The sequence below is a fragment of the Gaetbulibacter sp. NE genome (assembly GCF_025548475.1).
Taxonomy (GTDB): domain Bacteria; phylum Bacteroidota; class Bacteroidia; order Flavobacteriales; family Flavobacteriaceae; genus Gaetbulibacter_B; species Gaetbulibacter_B jejuensis.
In genome coordinates this window covers 685,058-704,793 of record NZ_JAOQHY010000001.1, presented here as the reverse complement: position 1 = coordinate 704,793, position 19,736 = coordinate 685,058, and the positions used below count along the sequence as shown (strand labels likewise).

Sequence of the window (19,736 nt, the reverse complement as noted above, 5' to 3'; positions counted from 1 at the left end):
ACTATGCATCGACCAAAAACATATACTTTAGACGAAGCGCAAAAACGGATGGAACGGTATTGTGCGTATCAAGAACGTTGTCATCAAGAAGTGACCAAAAAGTTATATGCAATGCGAATGATTCCTGAGGCAAGAGACAAAATTATTGTGCATTTGCTTGAGCATAATTTTTTAAACGAAGAGCGTTTTACAAAGACGTTTGTTTTAGGGAAGTTTAGAATAAAAAAATGGGGTCGTAAGCGCTTAGAGTTAGAGCTTAAAATACGAGAAATTAGTGCATATAATATCAAGTTAGCATTCAAAGAAATTTCTGATGCTGAATACCTAGAAACCTTTAACCAACTTGCCGAAAAAAAAGTAGCACAAATAAAGGAATCTAATCTTCAAAAGAAAAGAAAAAAACTAGCAGATTATTTACTGTATAGAGGTTGGGAAACCCATTTAGTATACGATAAAGTAAATGAGCTGATATAAAAAAAGCCCTTGAGTAAATACTACAAGGACTTTTTTAAAACCAAAGGTGAAATTTAAAACTGCTTTATGAATTTTTTGGTTAATCTAGTATGGTTTGTTAGGGTTGTTTCAATAATATAATTGCCTTTAGAAAGTTGTGAAGTGTTAATAACAACTTCATTGTTATTGGCTTTAGTTTCATTTACTACTTGACCTAAAACGGTATAAAGTTTTACTTGTGTTATGTCTTGAGTTTTGTGTTTAACTTTAATACTCGTTCTGTCTAAATTGTAAATTGAAAAATCATTTATTTCAGCTTCAGAAACACTTAGAGTACTGTTCTCTGTAAAAACTATTTCAAATCTGTTATCATGTTCTCCTGCTATAGCATTAAACGTATAATCAGCTGATGATAAATCATGTTCTATACTTAAAAAATTATCTCTTAAATAAATAGTGTGTGTATTTAAAAAATCTCCTTCAAGCTGAGGTATTGAAATGGTAAATTGAGCGTCTTCAGTTGCTATAAATCCTAATGGGATTATTTCGTTTTCAGTAAGTGTACTAGGCGCTTTACCTTGTATAGCTAGTTTGTGAACATCTGTTTCGTTAATTAGTGAATATAAATAAGCATTAGCACCACTTGCTAGGTTTTTTTCAGCATCATAAAAACTAGAGTCTTCACCATCAGTTGCACCATTAACATAAGCTACAAGAGTTTGATTAAATGCACCATTGTTATTGGTAAGGTTAACCCATAATCTACTTTCGGCTGAAGGACTACAAGAACCTGCATCTCTAAAAAATTGATTGTTACTAATGTCGTCTCCCATACGCATGCTGTTGGTAAAGGTTACATTGGCGTTTGCTAAACCTTGAATAAAAAAGCTCTGTCCTGAAGGGATGTATCTACAAGGTACAATACCTGATCCACCTGCAATTTGTCCGCTTCCGTTAATAACAGCATAATCATTGGTGTTAAAGTTTAGCGTTTCATTACCTGTGTTATTACCACTAGGAGGTGATGCTTGTGACCATAAATAAACTGCGTTAGAGACTACACCTGTATTTTCAGTAAAAAAGGCATCAACACTTATTGCTGAAGGATATGGATTTCCTATCATATTCCAATCGTTATCTCCATTGTCTCCATTATAATATATAGGTGTCGTTATATCTCCTGTGTTAAATGGTCCGCTAAAGGTGTATGGATATGAAGTTCCAGATGAAAACCCACTTGCTGTATGTGTTGCTGCATATCCTGTTCCTGGTTGTAAAACTGTTGCGTCAGAAATACTTTGCCAATCGTTACCATCATCATCAATATTATCATGTCCAGCAACATATGTTCCAGTATTTCCAATTTCATCTAAAACATCAAGATAATTTTGTGCATTATAAACAAAACGATATTGAGATGATGAAAGCGCATCTCCAGCAGTTTCACCAACAACTGGCGAACTCCAATAGGTATAATTGTACCAGTTGTTTAATTGTGCAGTTTGCTTTACAACGTTAGAAGTACCACCTGCATTAACAGTAAATGTACCTGTATCTTCAACTTGCACAAAAGCACCATAATGAGCTACAGTTATTGTTCCATCAACTACTACGTCAGTAGTAACAGAGACATGTGTGTTATCACCAACTGATAATGTATGACCTGCATTAACTTGAAGACTCCACGAGTTTATGTTTCCTTGAAGATTAGTAATATAATCAGCATTTATCTCAACAATACTGTTTTCGTTAGGTTGAGAGTTGCTCCATGAAGTTCCATTCCATGTCGTAGAGTGTCTAACAACTTCACCACTTACAGAAACAGATTCAGAAACAGAAGGGTTTGGTAATAACTCAGGGGCTGAAATTGCTATAGTTCCATTATAGTTTCCAATAACTAGTCCGCTTTCAAGTCTAATGTAAACGATTACGGAGCCAGAGCTAATTAATGCTCCTGGAATAGTAATTTCAGAACTATATCCTGAGTTTTCATTAGTAGAAACCTCATAACCAGTTGGGGCAGTAATGGTGTAAGGTCTACTTAATGAAAACGCATCGGATACTAAAAAAAATTGTGCAGCTGAGGGACCATTTTCATATTCGTATGAAAACCCACTAATTGAAGGTACGCTAACAGTGTAGGCTAAAGCTTTTGCATGTGTTAATACTCCAAAGCAAAAAGCAATGGTCAATACACGTATAACTCGTAGGTTAAGTAATTTAATTATCATAGGTTAAGTTTGGATTTGGTTAATCGTTGAGTAATTATACAACTTTAGATTAACTCACCTATGAAATGCAATTTGTTTTCGATTAAACGATTATTTATGTAGGATAAATCTTAATTTGTGATGAATAAACTTACAAATTAAATGAAGCTCCAATATTTAAAGCAAACTGATTATGAATGTAATAACCAATATCAGATTTATCATCGCTATATTTTGCTAAAGGGAATGATGCTTCTGTAAAAATTCCAAAACCATCAGTGAAAAAATATCGAGCTCCAACATGACCTCCAAAATTCTTTAAGCTAATGTTTAAACCAGGATAAAGATCAAAATTTTCATCAATATTTACCACATTACCTAAATTAGCATTAAAACGCCCTTTAATATCAAAGCGATCACCAAAACCAGCATCTAAACGATCATCAATTCCTAAAGCATAGGTAGAGGATACACCAATAGAGATATTTTCGCCTAAACCATAGTCGTAACTTACATTAATTCCTGTAGCTTCATCTTGCAAATTCAGTCCGACTTGAAATTTCTGGTCTCCTTTTCCTTTAAATGCTTGTGCATTTACCAATGAAAATGAAATTAATGCAATAAATAAAAATAAGTTTTTCATAATTAAAATGTCTTAAAGTTTTAAGCCTGTAAATATTATAAATTCTTAAGATAGTTATTGGTCTTTGTTATGGCTTTTTCGTTTTTCCAATCTATCCAGTTCTGTCCTTTAATTCTACGCATTACATTATCAAAATGTCTCATGATAAAAATATTGTATAGCGCTTTTGATAAATTTTTAGGACGCTTTGCTATAGATCTTAGACTCATAGAAAAGCCTGGGGTCACATATTTCATGTAATGCCAATAGCCTTCAGGCATATAAAGGACTTCTCCATGGTTGAGTTCAGTAGTGTAGCCTTTAGCATGTTGTAATGCTGGCCATTTTTTGAAATCTGGATTGGAAAAATCAATATCTTCTCTTGTGATTAAAGAGTGAGGTACTTTATATAGATACTTGTTTTGTTTTTGGTCAAAAAGGATAATTTGTTTTTTACCTTCAAAATGAAAATGAAAAATATTAGCCAAATCAATATCATAATGCATAAAGGTATAAGAGTCTTCTCCACCAAAAAATAACATTGGTAGTCCTTTCATTAACCGAATACCAAAATTAGGATAGCTAAAATCTTTTTGAAGTTGAGGTACTTCTTTTAAAATGTTCCAAAGAAAAATACGATAACGTGTAGGTTCTTTTTTAAGTAAATCTACATAGTCGCGCATTTTCATTTTAGCATGTGGCTCGTTAAAACCGTCTTTATAATCAACAGGTCTGTCGTCATAAAGTGGTACGGTTTTATCACCAGCAACCGACTTCATATAATCTAAATTCCATTTGGAATACGCAGGCCAATCTTCGATAAAACGCTCTATAACCACAGGTTTTTGTGGCTTGTAATAGTGTTTTATGAAATCCTCTTTAGTGATGGTTTTTACTCGAGGGATGTCCTGAAGTTGTAATTTCAATGCTATTAATTTAGAACGCCAAAGTTAAGAAAACGTTACGAAATGAATTACATTGTGTATTGAAATTATTTTTTAAGTGATTGATTATGTCTATTTAAAGTTATAACGCAACCCAAATAATACATTGCTTGGAGGCATTGGAACAAATCCTGACTCAATGTAATCTACATCAAAAATATTGTTTGCAGTTACACTAAACTCAGCAGATTTTACTTTTACAATAACTGATGCATCCCAAACATTGTAAGTTTGTCCTGTAGTACGTTCGGCATATTTATAAACTATGTTTTGTCTTACATTTTTAAATAATTGAGAGCTAAACTTAGTAATGTATTGGTGTTTTAATGTGTTTAATGAGTAACGTGATAAATCTTCGTTTTGATCTAAAATGTTATCATCTAAGTATGAATAGCCAAAGCCTAATGTTTGCTTATAGTTATTAATGTTAAAGTTATAGGCAGCATCAAACTCTAGTCCTTTGGTGTTAACTTCGGTAATATTGGTAGCTGTGAAAGTGTCTTCAGACACGTCTGTTCTTACATAATCAATTAAGTTTTTTGCGTCTCTGTTAAACGCTGCAATGCTAGCTGTAAGTTTTGACGAAGTATATTTAAGACCTACTTCTTGTGCAAAAGCTTCTTCGGGTTCTAAGTTAGAATTTCCTTGGGTAACAGGGTCGCTATAATACAAGTCAGTGTAAGTAGGAATACGATAGGTATATCCAATATTTCCGTAAGCTTTTAAACGGTCTGAAATGTCATAACCTATATCTAAACCAGGAAATGCATGAAACTTAAAATCGGAAAAGTAAGTTAGTGCAACACCAGGAGTAACATCTAGCTTATCATTAGCAAATTTAAATTGATGTTCAACAAAAGCTGTAGCCATAAAGCGGTTACGTTGTCCAAGGTTATTACTGCTAATGTAAACTTGGGATAAATCGATACCAAATCCTGTAACACCTGCTTTTGAAGTATAAGACGCATTGGCTTCAGCTCCTATTTTGTTTGTAATATGAAGGTTTCTGTAAAAACTAGGTTCTTCTCTACGTAGTAAAAAGAGGTCTTGGTTTCTTTTCCAGTAAACCCTTGGTTGTATCTTTAATTTGTTTGATGCAAATTTTGTTGTAAATGCTAAAAGGCTATTTTGAGTTTCTTCGTACTCAAAAAATGTTGGGTTTGTGGTGTAAAAATTTTGAGCACCAAACTTTCTATCCATAAAGGTAGCAAGCATTTCAATAGGTTTATGTTTAGTATTGAAAATACTTTTCAAAAAGAAATTGGTGTTATCATAATCGGTATTTGTGCGATATCCATCCGAAGTCATTTTTCCTGCATGTACTAGGTGTTGAGAATTTTCAAGCGAACTAGCAGCGGTTATTGAACCGTTAAGTTGACCGAAAGAACCTGCTTCAGCATTAACAGACACTGATGTGTCTAATTTGTTTTTGGTAACAATATTGATGGCACCATTAAAGGCGTTTTGGCCAAATATTCTAGCAGCAGGACCTTTAACAATTTCAATACGCTCAATAACTTCTAGCGGAAGTGCAGCATTCATAGTGTGATGACCTGTTTGAGCATCGTCCATTTTTATACCATCAATTAGTAATAAGGTTTGATCAAAACCACCACCTCTTATGTATAAATCGGCTTGACTGCCTCCAGTACCACGACGTCTAATATCGACTCCTGCAAATTGCTGAAGTAAATCAGCAACATTAGTTGCTGCGCTATTTTTTATATCCTTACTTGATATAACAGTAATGGTTCTTGAGTTTTCTTTAAACGGAACATCGATTCGTGTTGAAGTTATTACAACCGAGTCTAGATTTTGTTCCTCTAGTTCTTGAGCTTTTATTGATAATGAAAAAATAAAAAGTACAGTAAATAAAGAGATTGCTCTCATAATATAAATGATTTTCGTGTTTTTAACGCTGCAAAAGTCGTAACTTTCCGGATCATTAAAATAGTCCAGTTTTAAAACAATGAGTAGTCCGGTTGAAGACAATCTTAAATCCTTAATTGCATTTGATAAAGCGTCAAGTACTTCGGTTTATATTCAAATTGCACAGCAAATGGTAAATGCTATACAAAGAGGCTATTTACATGAAGGAATAGCACTTCCAGGAACACGAAAATTTGGTGAGATATTATCTATTAATAGAAATACAGCTGTTGCTGTTTATGATGAGTTAGCATCGCAAGGTTGGGTAGATATTGTACCCAATAAAGGAACGTTTGTACTGATGCCAGAGCAAAAAACGGCTGTCATTAAAGCAACAACGCAAAGTATTGAGCACTTAACAACATATCCTGAAACTACAGGTTTTCCGTTTCAACCGTCTTTCAATTTGGCTTCTACAGAAGAAACAACACAATGTAATTATGTGATTAATGATGGTCAACCAGATTTAAGGTTGCATCCTACGCATCAGTTTTCAAGATGGTATAGTGCTTCTATGAAACGAACTGCTTTAATTTCTAAATGGAATCAAACCCATGAACAATCGCATTCAACATTCAATATACAATTGTGTAATTACCTTAATGCTACACGTGGGTTTCATATAAAACCGCATAACATTTTAAGTACAAGAAGTACTGAAATGAGTTTGTACATTGTATCTCGACTACTTATTCAAAAAAATGACATTGTGCTTGTAGGCGATTTAAGTCACTACAAGTCTAATATGATTTTTCAACAGGCAGGAGCAACGCTAAAGACAATTCCTGTTGATGCTAATGGTATTGATGTAGATTTTATTGAAGGACATTTTACCAAAGGAAGCATACGTTGCGTTTATGTTTGTGCGCATAGGCAGTATCCTACTACGGTAACACTTTCTGCAGAAAGACGTTTAAAACTGTTACAGTTAGCGAAGGTTTATGGTTTTGCTATCATTGAAGACGATTTTGACTACGATTTTCATTTTGATGGGTCTGCAATGTTACCAATGGCTAGTGCAGATGCTGAAGGTGTTGTTATCTATTTAGGACGATTGGGTCAGTCGTTTTTCCCAAGTTTTCAAGCTGGTTTTATTGTAGCTCCTCAAACTATTATTAAAGAAGCGAACAATTACTTGCAAATTTTGGATAAGCAAGGTGATTTAATTCAAAAGCAAATGCTTGCAGAACTTATTAATGAAGGCGAGATACACCGTTTAATTAAAAAGAATATTACCATTTATAAAGCAAGACGCGATTATTTAATTTCTTGTTTACAACATCATTTTAGCGATGACTTGTATTGGAAAGTGCCTTCTGGTGGCTTAGCCATTTGGTTACATTTTAAACCTAGTATATCGCTTGCTAAACTTGCTGAAAAAACTAAAGCGCGAAATTTATTGTTGCCAAAAACAATACTGTATCAAAGCAGAACTATTTGTGCTATTAGGTTTGGCTATGGACATTTAAATGAAGATGAAATAAGAACAGTCGTTACTATTTTAAAAGAGTCTTACACGGCAATTAAAGGTTAGTAGTTATTTTATATCAAATTCAGTATTGCATTCCTCACATCTGTATTTGTCTTTTGCATAAAATGGGAGAGTACTAAATAAAAACCCAATAAGGAAAGAGAAAAATGATTTAAAATCTTTAATAGTTGAAAACAACATTACTTTACTACTATTGCAGTTAGGGCATTGTACAGCGTTACCATCGTCATCTATCGAATATTTATTAATGGTTTCTAAAATATGTTGTGCTTTTAAAGCATCTTTAGCGAGAACTTTTAGTTTAACACCACCAATAGCATTGCTAACCAAAGGATCAGTATCTATAGTTAAATGATCACTTAAAAAGACTTCAATACCTTCAGATTCTAAACGTCCTTTTATAATTTGCGCTTCTGTAGAATACTGAAATTTTGCAATGGTTTTAAAGGTTGATGACATATTTGTTTTTAAATTGATTATAAATATAGCTTTTTAGATTTTAGTTAAAATTATTGTTTTTCGATAATTTTTTATACATTTGTTATTGTTAAACGATAATTTAAGAATGAAGTCATTACAAGTTTTTAAAATAATGCATGTGGTGTCGTGGATTATTTTGATAGGATTAAGTATTAAGGCAGGTGCATTAATAATCTCATTTATTGTTAGCATTTTTGTGAATGAATTTGCGTCAAAGAACCTTTACCTTGGGTTAGATTTATTAAATGTGTACAACTTTAGTGTGTTTCATTACTCGAGCATAATTGTGTTATATATTCTTACCGCAATACTGAAAGCCTATTTATTCTATCTGTTAATTAAAGTGTTTAGGCATTTAGATGTCAACAATCCGTTTAATTTAAAAGTTGCAAAAACAATTACTAAAATTAGTTATGTTTCATTTTGTATAGGCTTAATTGCAGCACTAGCTTATGGATATACTATATGGCTTTCTCAAAAAGTGTTTTTTGCATTTAACTGGAATGCTTCAGGATTTCTTTTTATGGCTGGAGTTATATTTATAATAGCCTTTTTATATAAACGCGCTGTTGAATTACAAGCAGAAAACGAATTAACTATATAATTATGCCAATAGTAGTCAATCTAGATATTATGCTAGAAAAAAGAAATATGAAGAGCAACGAGTTGGCAGAAATTATAGGTATTACTACAGCAAACCTCTCTATTTTAAAAACAGGAAAAGCAAAAGCGATTCGGTTTTCAACTTTAGAAGCAATATGTAAAGCTTTGGATTGTCAGCCTTCAGATATTTTGGAGTATACTAAAGATTAAAACAATATAGGGTGTCACAGATATTTAACCTGTTTTGTTTCTCTATATACATCTTTATTTATCCACCTATGGTTGCCTCTTTCACGAGCGTCTAACAAATCAATGTTTAATTTATCAGAAAAAATAAAGGCCTTTTCAATAACTGAATCATAATCATCAAGTAAAAAAAGGTTTAAAAATTCATTGTTTCCATACCATAAGTTTACTTGGTAACTACCTCGTGAGCTAAACATTGAAATGTAATTTAAGTCTTCAAGATTTTGCCATTTTTCATTATGATTAAATATACCTATAGTGTAGGAATGTTTTATTTTATGCTCACTGAAGTTAAAATGTATTGAATGTTGTGCTACAATTGGAGTAAAGCAATAAATAAGCGTTATGAAAATTAAAATAGAGAAAATAATCATTTTAATAATATCAGAAGATGTTAAGCTTTGAATAATATTACTACTAAAAAAGAAGTACATAAGACCAAAAAATGATGTAAAAATTAGTGAAAAAACAATACGGTAAAACCAAGGTACATTAGGTTCTTTAATTATAAATTCACTTTTATACATATTAGTAAATGTAATGGCTTAAGTTAAATTATGAGTCATGGTTATTTTAATTAAAGCTACATAAAAAAAGCCAAACATTATTGTTTGGCTTTTTAATATTAAGAATAAAGAAATGTAATTAGTCAGCTAATACAATTACTTTATTGTCTTTCATTTCAATAGTTCCTGAATTAATTTTCACAGTTAGTATTTTGTCATTATCGTTATGAGGAACAACACTTGCATGTAGCTCATCAAATACTAAATGACTTTGTGTGTGAGTGTGGATTCTAATAGTTCCTTCTTTTAAAAGCGACACGATAGGAGCGTGGTCTTTTAACATTTCAAACTCACCATTAACTCCAGGAACAACAACAGAATCTACTTCTGATGAAAAAATTGTTGCTTCTGGTGATACAATTTCTAAATACATAGTTTTTTAGTTTGCAGTTGCAGTTTGCAGTCAATAAAGACTGACTACTGCCAACTAATTTTAAGCTTCAGCTAACATTTTCTCACCAGCCTCAATCGCTTCTTCGATAGTTCCTTTAAGGTTAAACGCTGCTTCTGGTAAGTGATCTAATTCACCATCCATAATCATGTTAAATCCTTTAATAGTCTCTTTAATATCAACTAATACACCAGGAATACCAGTAAATTGTTCAGCTACGTGGAAAGGTTGTGATAAGAAACGTTGTACACGACGCGCACGAGATACAGCAAGTTTATCTTCTTCAGATAATTCTTCCATACCAAGAATTGCGATAATGTCTTGTAATTCTTTATAACGTTGTAATAACTCTTTTACACGTTGTGCACAGTCATAGTGCTCATTTCCTAAAATATCAGCAGTTAAAATTCTTGATGTAGAATCTAATGGGTCTACCGCAGGATAAATACCAAGCTCAGCAATTTTACGAGATAATACCGTTGTTGCATCTAAGTGAGCAAACGTTGTTGCAGGAGCAGGATCCGTTAAATCATCCGCAGGTACGTAAACCGCTTGTACAGATGTAATAGAACCTTTTTTAGTTGATGTAATACGCTCTTGCATTGCACCCATTTCTGTTGCTAATGTAGGTTGGTAACCTACCGCAGATGGCATACGACCTAAAAGTGCAGATACCTCTGAACCAGCTTGAGTAAAACGGAAGATGTTATCTACGAAGAAAAGTACGTCTTTTCCTTGACCGTCACCAGCTCCATCACGGAAATATTCTGCTATAGTTAATCCTGAAAGTGCTACACGAGCACGAGCTCCAGGAGGCTCATTCATTTGTCCGAATACGAAAGTAGCTTTAGAACCTTTCATTGCAGTTTTATCTACTTTAGATAAATCCCATCCGCCATCTTCCATAGAGTGCATAAAGTCATCACCATATTTAATAATACCAGACTCTAACATCTCACGAAGTAAATCGTTTCCTTCACGAGTTCTTTCTCCAACACCTGCAAATACTGAAAGACCACCATGTCCTTTTGCAATGTTGTTAATTAACTCCTGAATTAATACGGTTTTACCTACACCAGCACCACCAAATAATCCAATTTTACCACCTTTAGCATAAGGCTCAATAAGATCAATTACTTTAATACCTGTAAAAAGTACTTCAGTAGAAGTTGATAAATCTTCAAATTTTGGCGCTTGTCTGTGAATTGGTAAACCTGCGTCACCAGCTTTAGGTAAATTTCCAATACCATCAATAGCATCTCCAATTACATTAAATAGACGTCCGTAAACATCTTCACCAATTGGCATTTGAATAGGAGCACCAGTAGCAGTAACTTCTGTTCCTCTACTTAAACCATCAGAAGAGTCCATTGCAATAGTACGTACAGTATCTTCACCAATGTGAGATTGTACCTCAAGTACTAGAACAGAACCATCAGGTCTTTTAATTTCTAACGAATCATAAATTTTTGGAAGTTCAGCACCAGCTCCGAATTCAACATCGATAACTGGACCTACTATTTGTGCAACTTTACCTGTAACTTTTGACATTACTTATGTGTTTAATATTATGCAATTTAATTGAATGAAAACACCTATTGTTTTCGCGCTGCAAATATATGAGTTTTAATTTAAAAACTCTATCATTTTTTCAGGCTTTTTAAGTATAAAAAAACACCTTCAAGTTGAAGGTGTTTTGTATAAGATTTTTTAAGATAGTTTATTGAAGTGTAGGAGAGTAATTTGTTGGGTAATTTCCAATGTTTACCAAATTACCTGAAGCTTCAAAGTTTGAACCGTAAGTAGCATCAATTGCTTTCATAAATTCATTTGCAAGTAAAGCATAACCTCTAGATGTTGGATGTACACCATCTAATGAGAACGCTCCACCTGTAACTAAATCAGAAGTTAGTGTAAAGTCACCATCAGAATATCCGCTACTTGCTAATTGCATCATCAATGAGTTAGCATCAACAAATGCTAAACCAGCAGATGTAGCAGCAGTCTCAAGGGTTGCATTAAAGCTTGCTGTTGCAGATGCGATTTCAGCTTGCTCTGTTGGTATTAATACCCATTTATCTTCTAAAGGTAAAGTAATCCCTTCGATTGCAAATTGACCTGCTAATTCGGCTGGTAAACCTTGACCTGCTAAAAAGCCAGCATAATCCATATTCACTTCACCAATCACTGAACTACTTGGTAAAACAAACAAATCATTTTCAGTTGCTTGTCTTGTTTGTCCATAAGTTTGCCCAAGAAGACCAGCAACTAAAGGAGCTGCTTGAGGTGGTAACCCAAATTGTGCTATAAAAGCAGGAAAAGTTGGGCTTGCCATAAGTGCTCCTGTTATTTGAGCAGAAATATCATCTAAGCTTTCGTCTTTAATAACTACAGCACTTGCTTCAGTTTCAGAAAAAACTATAGCTCTTTCAGGTTGACCTAAAGCAACATAAATTTGGTTTATAGCACCGAAAATTGAGTTTAATAATGGTATTTGAGGACCAAAATCTTCATTTGTTGGGTCTAATGGGTTGTGAGGTACTGTAGTAAAATGTGGTATTGAAGTCACATCAGGAATGTTAGCCATTACACCTTTTGCTCCGCCAGAAGTTAATGTAGTTACTAGGGTGTTTATTGCAAAATCAAAAGTGGCTTGGTCAGTTATTGCACTTGAGCCATCACCACCAGAAGTAGCATATCCTAAAACATCATTGTTACCAGCCCATAATGTAAAGAAAGTTGGTGATTGCGCCATTGCAAGTTCTAATACACTTGCATCAGGAGTAGCACCTGTCATTCTTATGAAATATGGGTTAGCAGCAGCTGGAAAATTAGCAATGTTACCGTATCCTGGAGCTATTAAGTGAAAACTAGCTGCACCAGGAACTCCCATATTATTAAAAGGACCTGTTGGGTTGTTTAGTAAGAAATCAGTTGTTGAAGTCACAGGACCAATAACATCTTCTAGGTCTTGTGGAGCTCCACCAGTAGTTACTAATCTAGGCTTAAATAGTTGCTCTCCAGTTAAAGGATGAAAAACAGGAGTTCCACCTAATATAAGACCTCCAATATTATCATTCATTAATGGTTGAGTAAAACTTCCTCCTCCAGCAAAAGCAAATTGAGTTGCTAAAATATTAGGAAGCGAGTTTTCTTGAGATGCAATAAACAATGCGTTGTCAGAAAATCCAGCGGTTAAAGAATTTCCTACTGATACATAGTTAGAAAAATCTGCTTCTCCAGCAGTTAAAGCTGGTAACTCCATTCCACCACCATTTGATGAATCGTCGTCATTTTCACAAGCTGTAAATCCTAATAATACAGCAAGTAACCATATATATTTTACTTTCATAATATTCTTTTTCATGTTATTATAAGTTGTTAATTGTCCAAGATACATAGTACATTGAACCTATATTACCAGTACCAATTGCTGTAAAGTATTCATCTCCTAGAATATTAGTTGCTCCTGCTTTAAATGTAGATTTAAAAGAAGGTACTCTAAGGTTGATTTGAGCATCTAAAGTATGGTATGAAGGAATCTCTCCGTCACCAAAAGTAGCTTGCCAGTAATAGTTGTCACTCCATCTCCAAGCTAAGTTAAAACCAAAGTTTTTAAATAAATCGGTATTACCAAAACTAGCTTTTACTTTATGCTCAGGAGTATTAAAGTTTGTTCTAAAATCAGGGAATGCGTCTTCATCAAAATCTTGCTTAGCATAAGTATAGTTACCGCTTAAATCAAAGTCACCAAATACTTTAGTAGAAACTCCAATAGAACCACCAAATGCATTCACATCTGCAGGAGAGTTTGTATAAGTTTGATATACTTTATAATCTCCATTTGCTACAGCAGCTAGTGAAAGAGAGTTGTCACCAACTTCACCATATAACGGAGCAATTACATTTTCACCTGAAATGAAATCTTGATACTTGTTGTAATAAACACTTAAGTCAACAATCGTTTTGTTTAGTTTTCCACGATATCCTACTTCAAATGAAGTTACTTTTTCTGGTGTTACTAAATCAGAATTAGCAATCACTAAGTCTGCTGGGTTTTCTGATTGCGCAAATGCTTGAACAGATGTTGCAAGATATGAGTTTTCATAAGCTGCTCTACCTGATTGTTGAACTGTAGATGGTACACCTAATAATTGACCAGATGCACTAACGCCATATGTTCTTGTATAACGATCTAAGTTATCAGGAGCAGAACCAACCAATATTGCTCTACCAGCATCTAATCCAATAAATAAATCTTGAGTAGTTGGGTTTCTAAAACCTGTTTGGAATGACCCTCTAATGTTGTGGTTTTCATTGATAGTGAAACCTGCAGAAAGTCTTGGAGATAAGAAACCATCAAAGAATTCAGATTTGTCATATCTAATAGATCCTGTAAGCTTAAGTTTTAAATTCTCATTAAGGTCTAGTTGTTTTTGTAACTGAGTGTATAATCCATATTCGTTATAGTCAATATTTCCATCATAATCAGTATAAATTGTACCGAATGAATTTAAGCTATATTGTCTGTAAGAACCACCAACTTGAATTTCTATTTCATCCCAAAGGTGACTAAAGTTATAATTACCATCTACATGATAGTATTTAGAAGCATCTTGGAATTTTGATCCACTAGCAAAATCAGGGTTAGTAATTACATTATTAAATGCAGCTTGGAATTCTGGAGTTCCAGGTACTAATCTTCCAGTTTCAGCAGCAGCTCTAGCAGCAGCGTGTGCTTGAGTATCATTTGCACCACCTAAAGTTGCAGCAGCATATGTTTGTATGTATTGCCCAAACCAATCTTCATCACTTTTCCAACTTCTATTGATATTAATTCCTGTAAATACCATGTCATAAGAATCACCTGCTTTGTCAGATACAATATATCCTCTTAAAAAGAAATTATCGTTTTTAACTTCAATTTTATGTTGTTCCTGAGTAAACCCATTAATGTAATACCTGTTAGTTCCTTGGTAAATTGTTGACCCAGTACCTACTTTACCAACATATTGAATTTCGAAGTCATTAGCCCATGGACGATAGTATAATCCCCAATCAGCCTTTACACTTTCAGCATTATAATCAGTTAGGTCTTCTTCATTGTAACCAGTTCTACTAACAACAACATCTGGAATTATTCCTAATCCTCCAGAAGCAGCTCTGATGTTAGTTGCAACCTCATCACCATAAACATTGTATCCATCGTAACCTAGAGCATCTCTTGTGTCTCCAGTTCCTGGTTTACCATTGTAGTTATTAGCAGCCCAATCGGTTCCTTTTAACCAACCAAAATTCACTTTAGCAGCAAACTTATCACTAAACTTATAAGCCATTCTTATTCCTGCATCTCTATAAGTGTTGTCTCCAGCAGCATCTTGAGATGTCATACCTTGCTTGTAATATCCACTTATACCTTGATGGTCAAAAGGGCTTTTACTTCTCATAAATAGTATACCATTAAAAGCATTTGCTCCATATAATGCAGAAGCAGCTCCTGGTAAAAGCTCAACACTTTGAATGTCTGTTTCATTCATACCCATAAGGTTACCTATTGGGAAGTTAAGTGCAGGTGTGGAGTTGTCCATACCATCTACTAACTGCATAAATCTTGTGTTTGCAAAGGTTGCAAAACCACGAGTATTAACAGATTTAAAGGTTAAACTGTTGGTGTTTACGTCAACACCTTTTAAGTTTTCAAGACCATCATAAAAATCTGCTGAAGCAGTATTCTTGATTTCTTTTAATCCAAAACGCTCAACAGTAACAGGAGATTCGAAAATTCGTTCAGGAGTTCTTGAAGCTGAAATAACAACTTCATCTAAAGAGGTTCCTTCAACTAAAATAACTTCTACTGTTTGAGGGTTTGTGGTTATTTCTTTTGTTACTGTTTCAAAGCCAACACTACTTATTTGTATAGAAAATGGTGGCTCTTGATTGTAGGTTAGGGTAAATTTACCATCAAAATCTGAAATTGTACCTGTTGTTGTACCTACTACTATTATATTCGCTCCAGGTAAAGGTTGACCGTTATTGTCAGTCACAGTCCCTTTCACGGTAGTTTGTGCAAAGGAAACAGCACAACAAAACAGCATAAAAATCTTAAGAATTGTTTTCATGTATAGAGAATTAGTTAATTTATTAATGGCAATATAAATAAATATACGAAATTTTAATGCGTTTTTTTAAAAAAGTATGCACGCATAGTAAAATTTTGAAAATATTTAGGGGTTAAAATTGTGTTTTTAACAATTTTGAACACTTAAACTGAGAATTTAACATTTGATATTTAGTAAAATAAGAGCAAATTTACTCTACAGTTACTGACTTTGCTAAGTTTCTTGGTTGGTCTACATTTTTATTTAGCATTACTGCAATATGATATGATAATAATTGAAGCGGGATTGTAGTAACTAATGGAGATAATGACTCTAGAGTTTCAGGAACTTCAATAACGTGGTCAGCTAACTCTTTTACTTGCTGGTCACCTTCAGTAACTATTCCAATTATTTTTCCTTTTCTAGATTTTATTTCTTGAATATTACTTACAACTTTATCATAGTGTCCTTTTTTTGTAGCAATGACTACAATAGGCATGTTTTCATCTATTAATGCTATTGGTCCATGTTTCATTTCTGCTGCAGGATAACCTTCGGCATGGATGTATGAAATTTCTTTAAGCTTTAGAGCGCCTTCAAGTGCAACAGGGAAGTTGTAACCTCTTCCTAAATACAGGAAGTTTTTTACATCTTTATAAATGTTGGCTATAGTTTTTACATAGTCATCAGATTTTAGAACTTTTTCCACTTTACTAGGAATAAGTTCTAATTCGATTAAGTGATGTCTATAGTCTGAACTTGAAATAGTTCCTTTTGCTCTAGCTAATCTCAAAGCAATAAGCGTTAAGACAGTAATTTGTGTTGTGAACGCTTTTGTAGAAGCAACACCAATTTCTGGTCCAGCATGAGTGTAAGCTCCAGCGTCAGTTTCTCTTGCTATAGAAGAGCCTACTACATTACAAACACCAAAAACAAAAGCACCTTTAGATTTAGCGAGTTTTATTGCGGCCAATGTGTCAGCGGTTTCACCTGATTGCGAAATGGCTATCACTAAGTCTTTTTCTGTTATAACTGGGTTTCTATATCTAAACTCGGAGGCATATTCAACTTCAACAGGTATTCTTGCTAAGTCCTCAAAGATGTACTCTGATACTAATCCTGCATGCCAAGAGGTGCCACAAGCCACAACAATAATCCTGTCAGCATTAAGGAATTTTTTCATGTTATCCTCAACACCAGACATTTTTATTATGGCTTCGTTGGTTCTTAATCGACCTCTAAAAGTATCTAAAATTGCTCTAGGTTGCTCATATATTTCCTTAAGCATGAAATGATCATAACCGCCTTTTTCTATTTGCTCAAGGTTGAGCTGTAACTCTTGCATGTAAGGAGCAACAGGAGAGTCATCTTTAATTTTCCTGATTTTAACTTCCTTGTCTCTTCTTACTATTGCCATTTCTTCGTCTTCAAGATAAATGGCGTTTTTAGTGTATTCTAAAAATGGAGATGCATCACTAGCAATGAAAAATTCATCGTCACCAATACCAATGGCTAATGGACTTCCTAATCTAGCAACGACAATTTCGTTAGGTTTGTTTTTGTCAAACACAGCAATGGCATAAGCACCTACAACTTGATTTAAGGCAATTTGAACAGCTTTACCTAGTTTTGTGTTTTCCTTTTTCATCACATCTTCAATCAAATTGACAAGAACTTCTGTGTCTGTATCTGATTTAAAAGTGTACCCTCTTTTTATAAGTTCTTTTTTTAAAGACTCATAGTTTTCGATTATTCCATTATGAATAATAACAAGGTTGCCTGAATTTGAATAGTGTGGATGAGAGTTTATATCGTTTGGAACACCATGAGTTGCCCATCTAGTATGACCAATTCCTAGAGTTCCATTTGTAGTTATTTCTTTTTCTAAACGTGCTTCTAAATCGGCAACTTTTCCTTTTGTTTTGGAAAGTTTTATATCAGAGCCATCATAAAGTGCAATACCTGCACTGTCGTAGCCTCTATATTCTAATCGTTTTAAACCTTTTAGAATTATTGGGTAAGCTTCTCGATGTCCAATATAGCCAACTATTCCGCACATAATATTTTAGTTATTTGGTTCGGTATAAAAGATTTCTAAATATACCTTTTTTTCTTCGTTTGTTGTGTTGTTTCCAAATAAAACAGTTCCTTCAGGACATATAATAGAACTACCAGGAATCCTATTAAAATCCTCATCATCAGTTTGAAAGCTATATTGTACTGTGTTGTTTTCAAAATCAACATTGCTGCTAACGGTTAACCCAAGCTTTACATTGGTAGAGTCATTAAGTAAAATGTTGTTGATGTGTTCAGTGATTCTAATTTTATATTTTATTCCTTTTCCTAAATCATCAGAACCAGTATCTTCTCTTTGTAAAGCGCCTAGGTGATTAGCTTTAGATAAAAGAGGGTATGTTGTGTTAGTTAAGTCGTAGTAATAATCTATCAAAGGAGTTTGATTTTTTAAATCGTATAAATAAACTCTATCTGGTTCAGTTTCGTTGTCACCAACCATCATATCTTGGTCAACATAAAATACAAGGTTAGCTTCATTAATTAACCAGTTATTTGATTTGAATTCTTCTAGCTCAGGTGAGTCTCCATTTTCATCTCCATTAAATAAATTAATTATAGCCATTGAGCCTTCACCTCCTTTTAAGTAAAGTTTTTCGTCACCATTAACAGCATCTCCATCGTCTAGAGGTATAGTGTATTCATTTTCAAGAATGTTAAACCTGTTACCGCTGAAGTCAATTGTATATGTTGAAGATATTCTGTCTCCATCATCAGATATTGGGTCTTTGGTGTAATGTAGAGTAATATTAGCATTACTGCTAGCAAGATTTAAAAGAAGAAAGTTACCATCTCCACCAACAGCTTCAGCTTTAAAGTATAAGCCTCTGAAGTAGTCGCTAAAATTATTTTGATTTGTTAGTTCTGGTTCTCCTTCTTTATCAAGAATTTTTTCTTGCCAATAAGCATTGTCTAATTTGATACGTAAAGCTGGTTGTAATCTATCAGAAATTTCCATTTCTCCATCCTCGTTTTCTTCTTTCAATACGATTTGATCTGGACTAGGTTGGAAGTTTTCTTCAGAGTATAATAATTGTCCTTCAAATTCAACTGGATTGATTAGGTCAGAACTAGAAGTAGAAGCATTAGAATAGTAACGTTGGGTTATGTCAAATTCAGAAGTTGGATCAAAGTCTCTTAAAAAATAATTGCTTTCATAAATTGATAAATCAATATAATTGTTGCTATATAATGAGTCTAACTTGTATGATGTAGAACCATCACTATTTACTTCTGTAGCAGTACTAAAATAAGGAATTGTAAGTACTACTGAGTCAAGTTCTATATTTTCTCCAAAATCTGGATCTAAAGTTGAAATGTTAAGTTGAGTTACAAAGCTAGCTGTAGTTCTACCATAAACAGGGTCGTTGTATACACCAAAAGGGTTTACTGGAAGATTGTTTGTTTGTACAGGAGGCAGCTTTTTGTTGTAAGCTATAACATCATACTGGATTTGGCTTGAATTGAAATGTGTAGCATTATCTCCATTTATGATATCTGAATCAATACTCGCAAAATCTTTATCACATGCAATAAATGAGCTTATTAACACTGTTAAAATAGCAATGTATTTCAGGGCAAACTTTATCTTTTTCATTTAAAATTTTTGTTTTTTGATTGTCAAATGTA

Annotated in this window: 16 protein-coding genes; 4 read left to right on the top strand and 12 right to left on the bottom strand. The window is 33.6% G+C overall.

From position 1 onward, the window contains the following. Positions 1-3 precede the first annotated feature (3 nt). Positions 4-474 (top strand): regulatory protein RecX, encoded by a 471-nt coding sequence (locus OD803_RS03250; RefSeq protein ID WP_262732334.1) that lies wholly within the window; start codon positions 4-6, stop codon positions 472-474. 53 nt (positions 475-527) lie between these two features. On the opposite strand, the gene OD803_RS03245 is transcribed toward OD803_RS03250, so the two are convergent. From OD803_RS03245 to OD803_RS03230, 4 genes are all read right to left on the bottom strand, one after another. Then, positions 528-2,684 carry a T9SS type A sorting domain-containing protein gene (locus OD803_RS03245; protein ID WP_262732333.1) on the bottom strand — a complete coding sequence of 719 codons (2,157 nt, stop codon included), beginning with the start codon at positions 2,682-2,684 and terminating at the stop codon, positions 528-530. Positions 2,685-2,814: 130 nt separating this feature from the next. After that, entirely contained in the window at positions 2,815-3,306 is a 492-nt protein-coding gene (locus OD803_RS03240) for a DUF6646 family protein (protein WP_262732332.1), read from the bottom strand. A 35-nt stretch (positions 3,307-3,341) separates the two neighbouring features. Next, complete coding sequence (locus tag OD803_RS03235) at positions 3,342-4,211, bottom strand: cupin-like domain-containing protein (protein ID WP_131506251.1); 870 nt, start codon at positions 4,209-4,211, stop codon at positions 3,342-3,344. A 90-nt stretch (positions 4,212-4,301) separates the two neighbouring features. Continuing rightward, positions 4,302-6,119, bottom strand: coding sequence for a TonB-dependent receptor plug domain-containing protein (locus OD803_RS03230; protein ID WP_262732331.1), 1,818 nt, complete (start codon positions 6,117-6,119; stop codon positions 4,302-4,304). 79 nt (positions 6,120-6,198) lie between these two features. On the opposite strand from OD803_RS03230, the gene OD803_RS03225 reads away from it, so the two are divergent. Beyond that, complete coding sequence (locus OD803_RS03225) at positions 6,199-7,692, top strand: aminotransferase-like domain-containing protein (RefSeq protein WP_262732330.1); 1,494 nt, start codon at positions 6,199-6,201, stop codon at positions 7,690-7,692. A 3-nt stretch (positions 7,693-7,695) separates the two neighbouring features. Here the strand turns inward: OD803_RS03225 and OD803_RS03220 are convergent, their stop codons facing one another. Next, positions 7,696-8,109 carry a DUF2007 domain-containing protein gene (locus OD803_RS03220; RefSeq protein ID WP_262732329.1) on the bottom strand — a complete coding sequence of 138 codons (414 nt, stop codon included), beginning with the start codon at positions 8,107-8,109 and terminating at the stop codon, positions 7,696-7,698. Positions 8,110-8,215: 106 nt separating this feature from the next. On the opposite strand from OD803_RS03220, the gene OD803_RS03215 reads away from it, so the two are divergent. Together OD803_RS03215 and OD803_RS03210 are read left to right on the top strand one after the other, a co-directional pair. Further along, complete coding sequence (locus OD803_RS03215; RefSeq protein WP_262732328.1) at positions 8,216-8,734, top strand: DUF2975 domain-containing protein; 519 nt, start codon at positions 8,216-8,218, stop codon at positions 8,732-8,734. Positions 8,735-8,736: 2 nt separating this feature from the next. Continuing rightward, positions 8,737-8,943: a helix-turn-helix domain-containing protein gene (locus OD803_RS03210; RefSeq protein WP_262732327.1), complete on the top strand. Its 207-nt coding sequence runs from the start codon at positions 8,737-8,739 to the stop codon at positions 8,941-8,943. A 14-nt stretch (positions 8,944-8,957) separates the two neighbouring features. Here the strand turns inward: OD803_RS03210 and OD803_RS03205 are convergent, their stop codons facing one another. The 7 genes from OD803_RS03205 to OD803_RS03175 all read right to left on the bottom strand — a co-directional run bounded on the left by OD803_RS03205 (position 8,958) and on the right by OD803_RS03175 (position 19,704). Continuing rightward, positions 8,958-9,506, bottom strand: a complete 549-nt coding sequence (locus tag OD803_RS03205) for a hypothetical protein (RefSeq protein WP_262732326.1) — start codon at positions 9,504-9,506, stop codon at positions 8,958-8,960. Positions 9,507-9,624: 118 nt separating this feature from the next. Continuing rightward, entirely contained in the window at positions 9,625-9,918 is a 294-nt protein-coding gene (locus OD803_RS03200) for a F0F1 ATP synthase subunit epsilon (RefSeq protein WP_129759603.1), read from the bottom strand. Positions 9,919-9,978: 60 nt separating this feature from the next. Further along, entirely contained in the window at positions 9,979-11,487 is a 1,509-nt protein-coding gene (gene atpD / locus OD803_RS03195) for a F0F1 ATP synthase subunit beta (RefSeq protein WP_134198453.1), read from the bottom strand. Positions 11,488-11,656: 169 nt separating this feature from the next. Next, the gene (locus tag OD803_RS03190; protein WP_262732325.1) at positions 11,657-13,303 is read right to left on the bottom strand and encodes a G-D-S-L family lipolytic protein; all 1,647 of its coding nucleotides are present in this window, start codon (positions 13,301-13,303) and stop codon (positions 11,657-11,659) included. A 4-nt stretch (positions 13,304-13,307) separates the two neighbouring features. After that, entirely contained in the window at positions 13,308-16,055 is a 2,748-nt protein-coding gene (locus tag OD803_RS03185) for a TonB-dependent receptor (RefSeq protein ID WP_131506240.1), read from the bottom strand. A gap of 190 nt (positions 16,056-16,245) precedes the next feature. Further along, on the bottom strand, positions 16,246-18,093 hold the full coding sequence (gene glmS, locus OD803_RS03180) for a glutamine--fructose-6-phosphate transaminase (isomerizing) (RefSeq protein WP_134198455.1): 1,848 nt from the start codon (positions 18,091-18,093) through the stop codon (positions 16,246-16,248). A gap of 6 nt (positions 18,094-18,099) precedes the next feature. Then, positions 18,100-19,704 (bottom strand): DUF4270 domain-containing protein, encoded by a 1,605-nt coding sequence (locus OD803_RS03175; protein WP_262732324.1) that lies wholly within the window; start codon positions 19,702-19,704, stop codon positions 18,100-18,102. Between the last annotated feature and the right edge of the window lie 32 nt (positions 19,705-19,736).

Coding starts and splice junctions, on each gene's coding strand:
- OD803_RS03190 (WP_262732325.1), bottom strand. CDS start 13,303: ATGAAAAAGAATATTATGAAAGTAAAATATATATGGTTACTTGCTGTA.
- OD803_RS03240 (WP_262732332.1), bottom strand. CDS start 3,306: ATGAAAAACTTATTTTTATTTATTGCATTAATTTCATTTTCATTGGTA.
- OD803_RS03225 (WP_262732330.1), top strand. CDS start 6,199: ATGAGTAGTCCGGTTGAAGACAATCTTAAATCCTTAATTGCATTTGAT.
- OD803_RS03175 (WP_262732324.1), bottom strand. CDS start 19,704: ATGAAAAAGATAAAGTTTGCCCTGAAATACATTGCTATTTTAACAGTG.
- OD803_RS03200 (WP_129759603.1), bottom strand. CDS start 9,918: ATGTATTTAGAAATTGTATCACCAGAAGCAACAATTTTTTCATCAGAA.
- OD803_RS03250 (WP_262732334.1), top strand. CDS start 4: ATGCATCGACCAAAAACATATACTTTAGACGAAGCGCAAAAACGGATG.
- OD803_RS03185 (WP_131506240.1), bottom strand. CDS start 16,055: ATGAAAACAATTCTTAAGATTTTTATGCTGTTTTGTTGTGCTGTTTCC.
- OD803_RS03215 (WP_262732328.1), top strand. CDS start 8,216: ATGAAGTCATTACAAGTTTTTAAAATAATGCATGTGGTGTCGTGGATT.
- glmS (WP_134198455.1), bottom strand. CDS start 18,093: ATGTGCGGAATAGTTGGCTATATTGGACATCGAGAAGCTTACCCAATA.
- OD803_RS03210 (WP_262732327.1), top strand. CDS start 8,737: ATGCCAATAGTAGTCAATCTAGATATTATGCTAGAAAAAAGAAATATG.
- atpD (WP_134198453.1), bottom strand. CDS start 11,487: ATGTCAAAAGTTACAGGTAAAGTTGCACAAATAGTAGGTCCAGTTATC.
- OD803_RS03220 (WP_262732329.1), bottom strand. CDS start 8,109: ATGTCATCAACCTTTAAAACCATTGCAAAATTTCAGTATTCTACAGAA.
- OD803_RS03230 (WP_262732331.1), bottom strand. CDS start 6,119: ATGAGAGCAATCTCTTTATTTACTGTACTTTTTATTTTTTCATTATCA.
- OD803_RS03205 (WP_262732326.1), bottom strand. CDS start 9,506: ATGTATAAAAGTGAATTTATAATTAAAGAACCTAATGTACCTTGGTTT.
- OD803_RS03245 (WP_262732333.1), bottom strand. CDS start 2,684: ATGATAATTAAATTACTTAACCTACGAGTTATACGTGTATTGACCATT.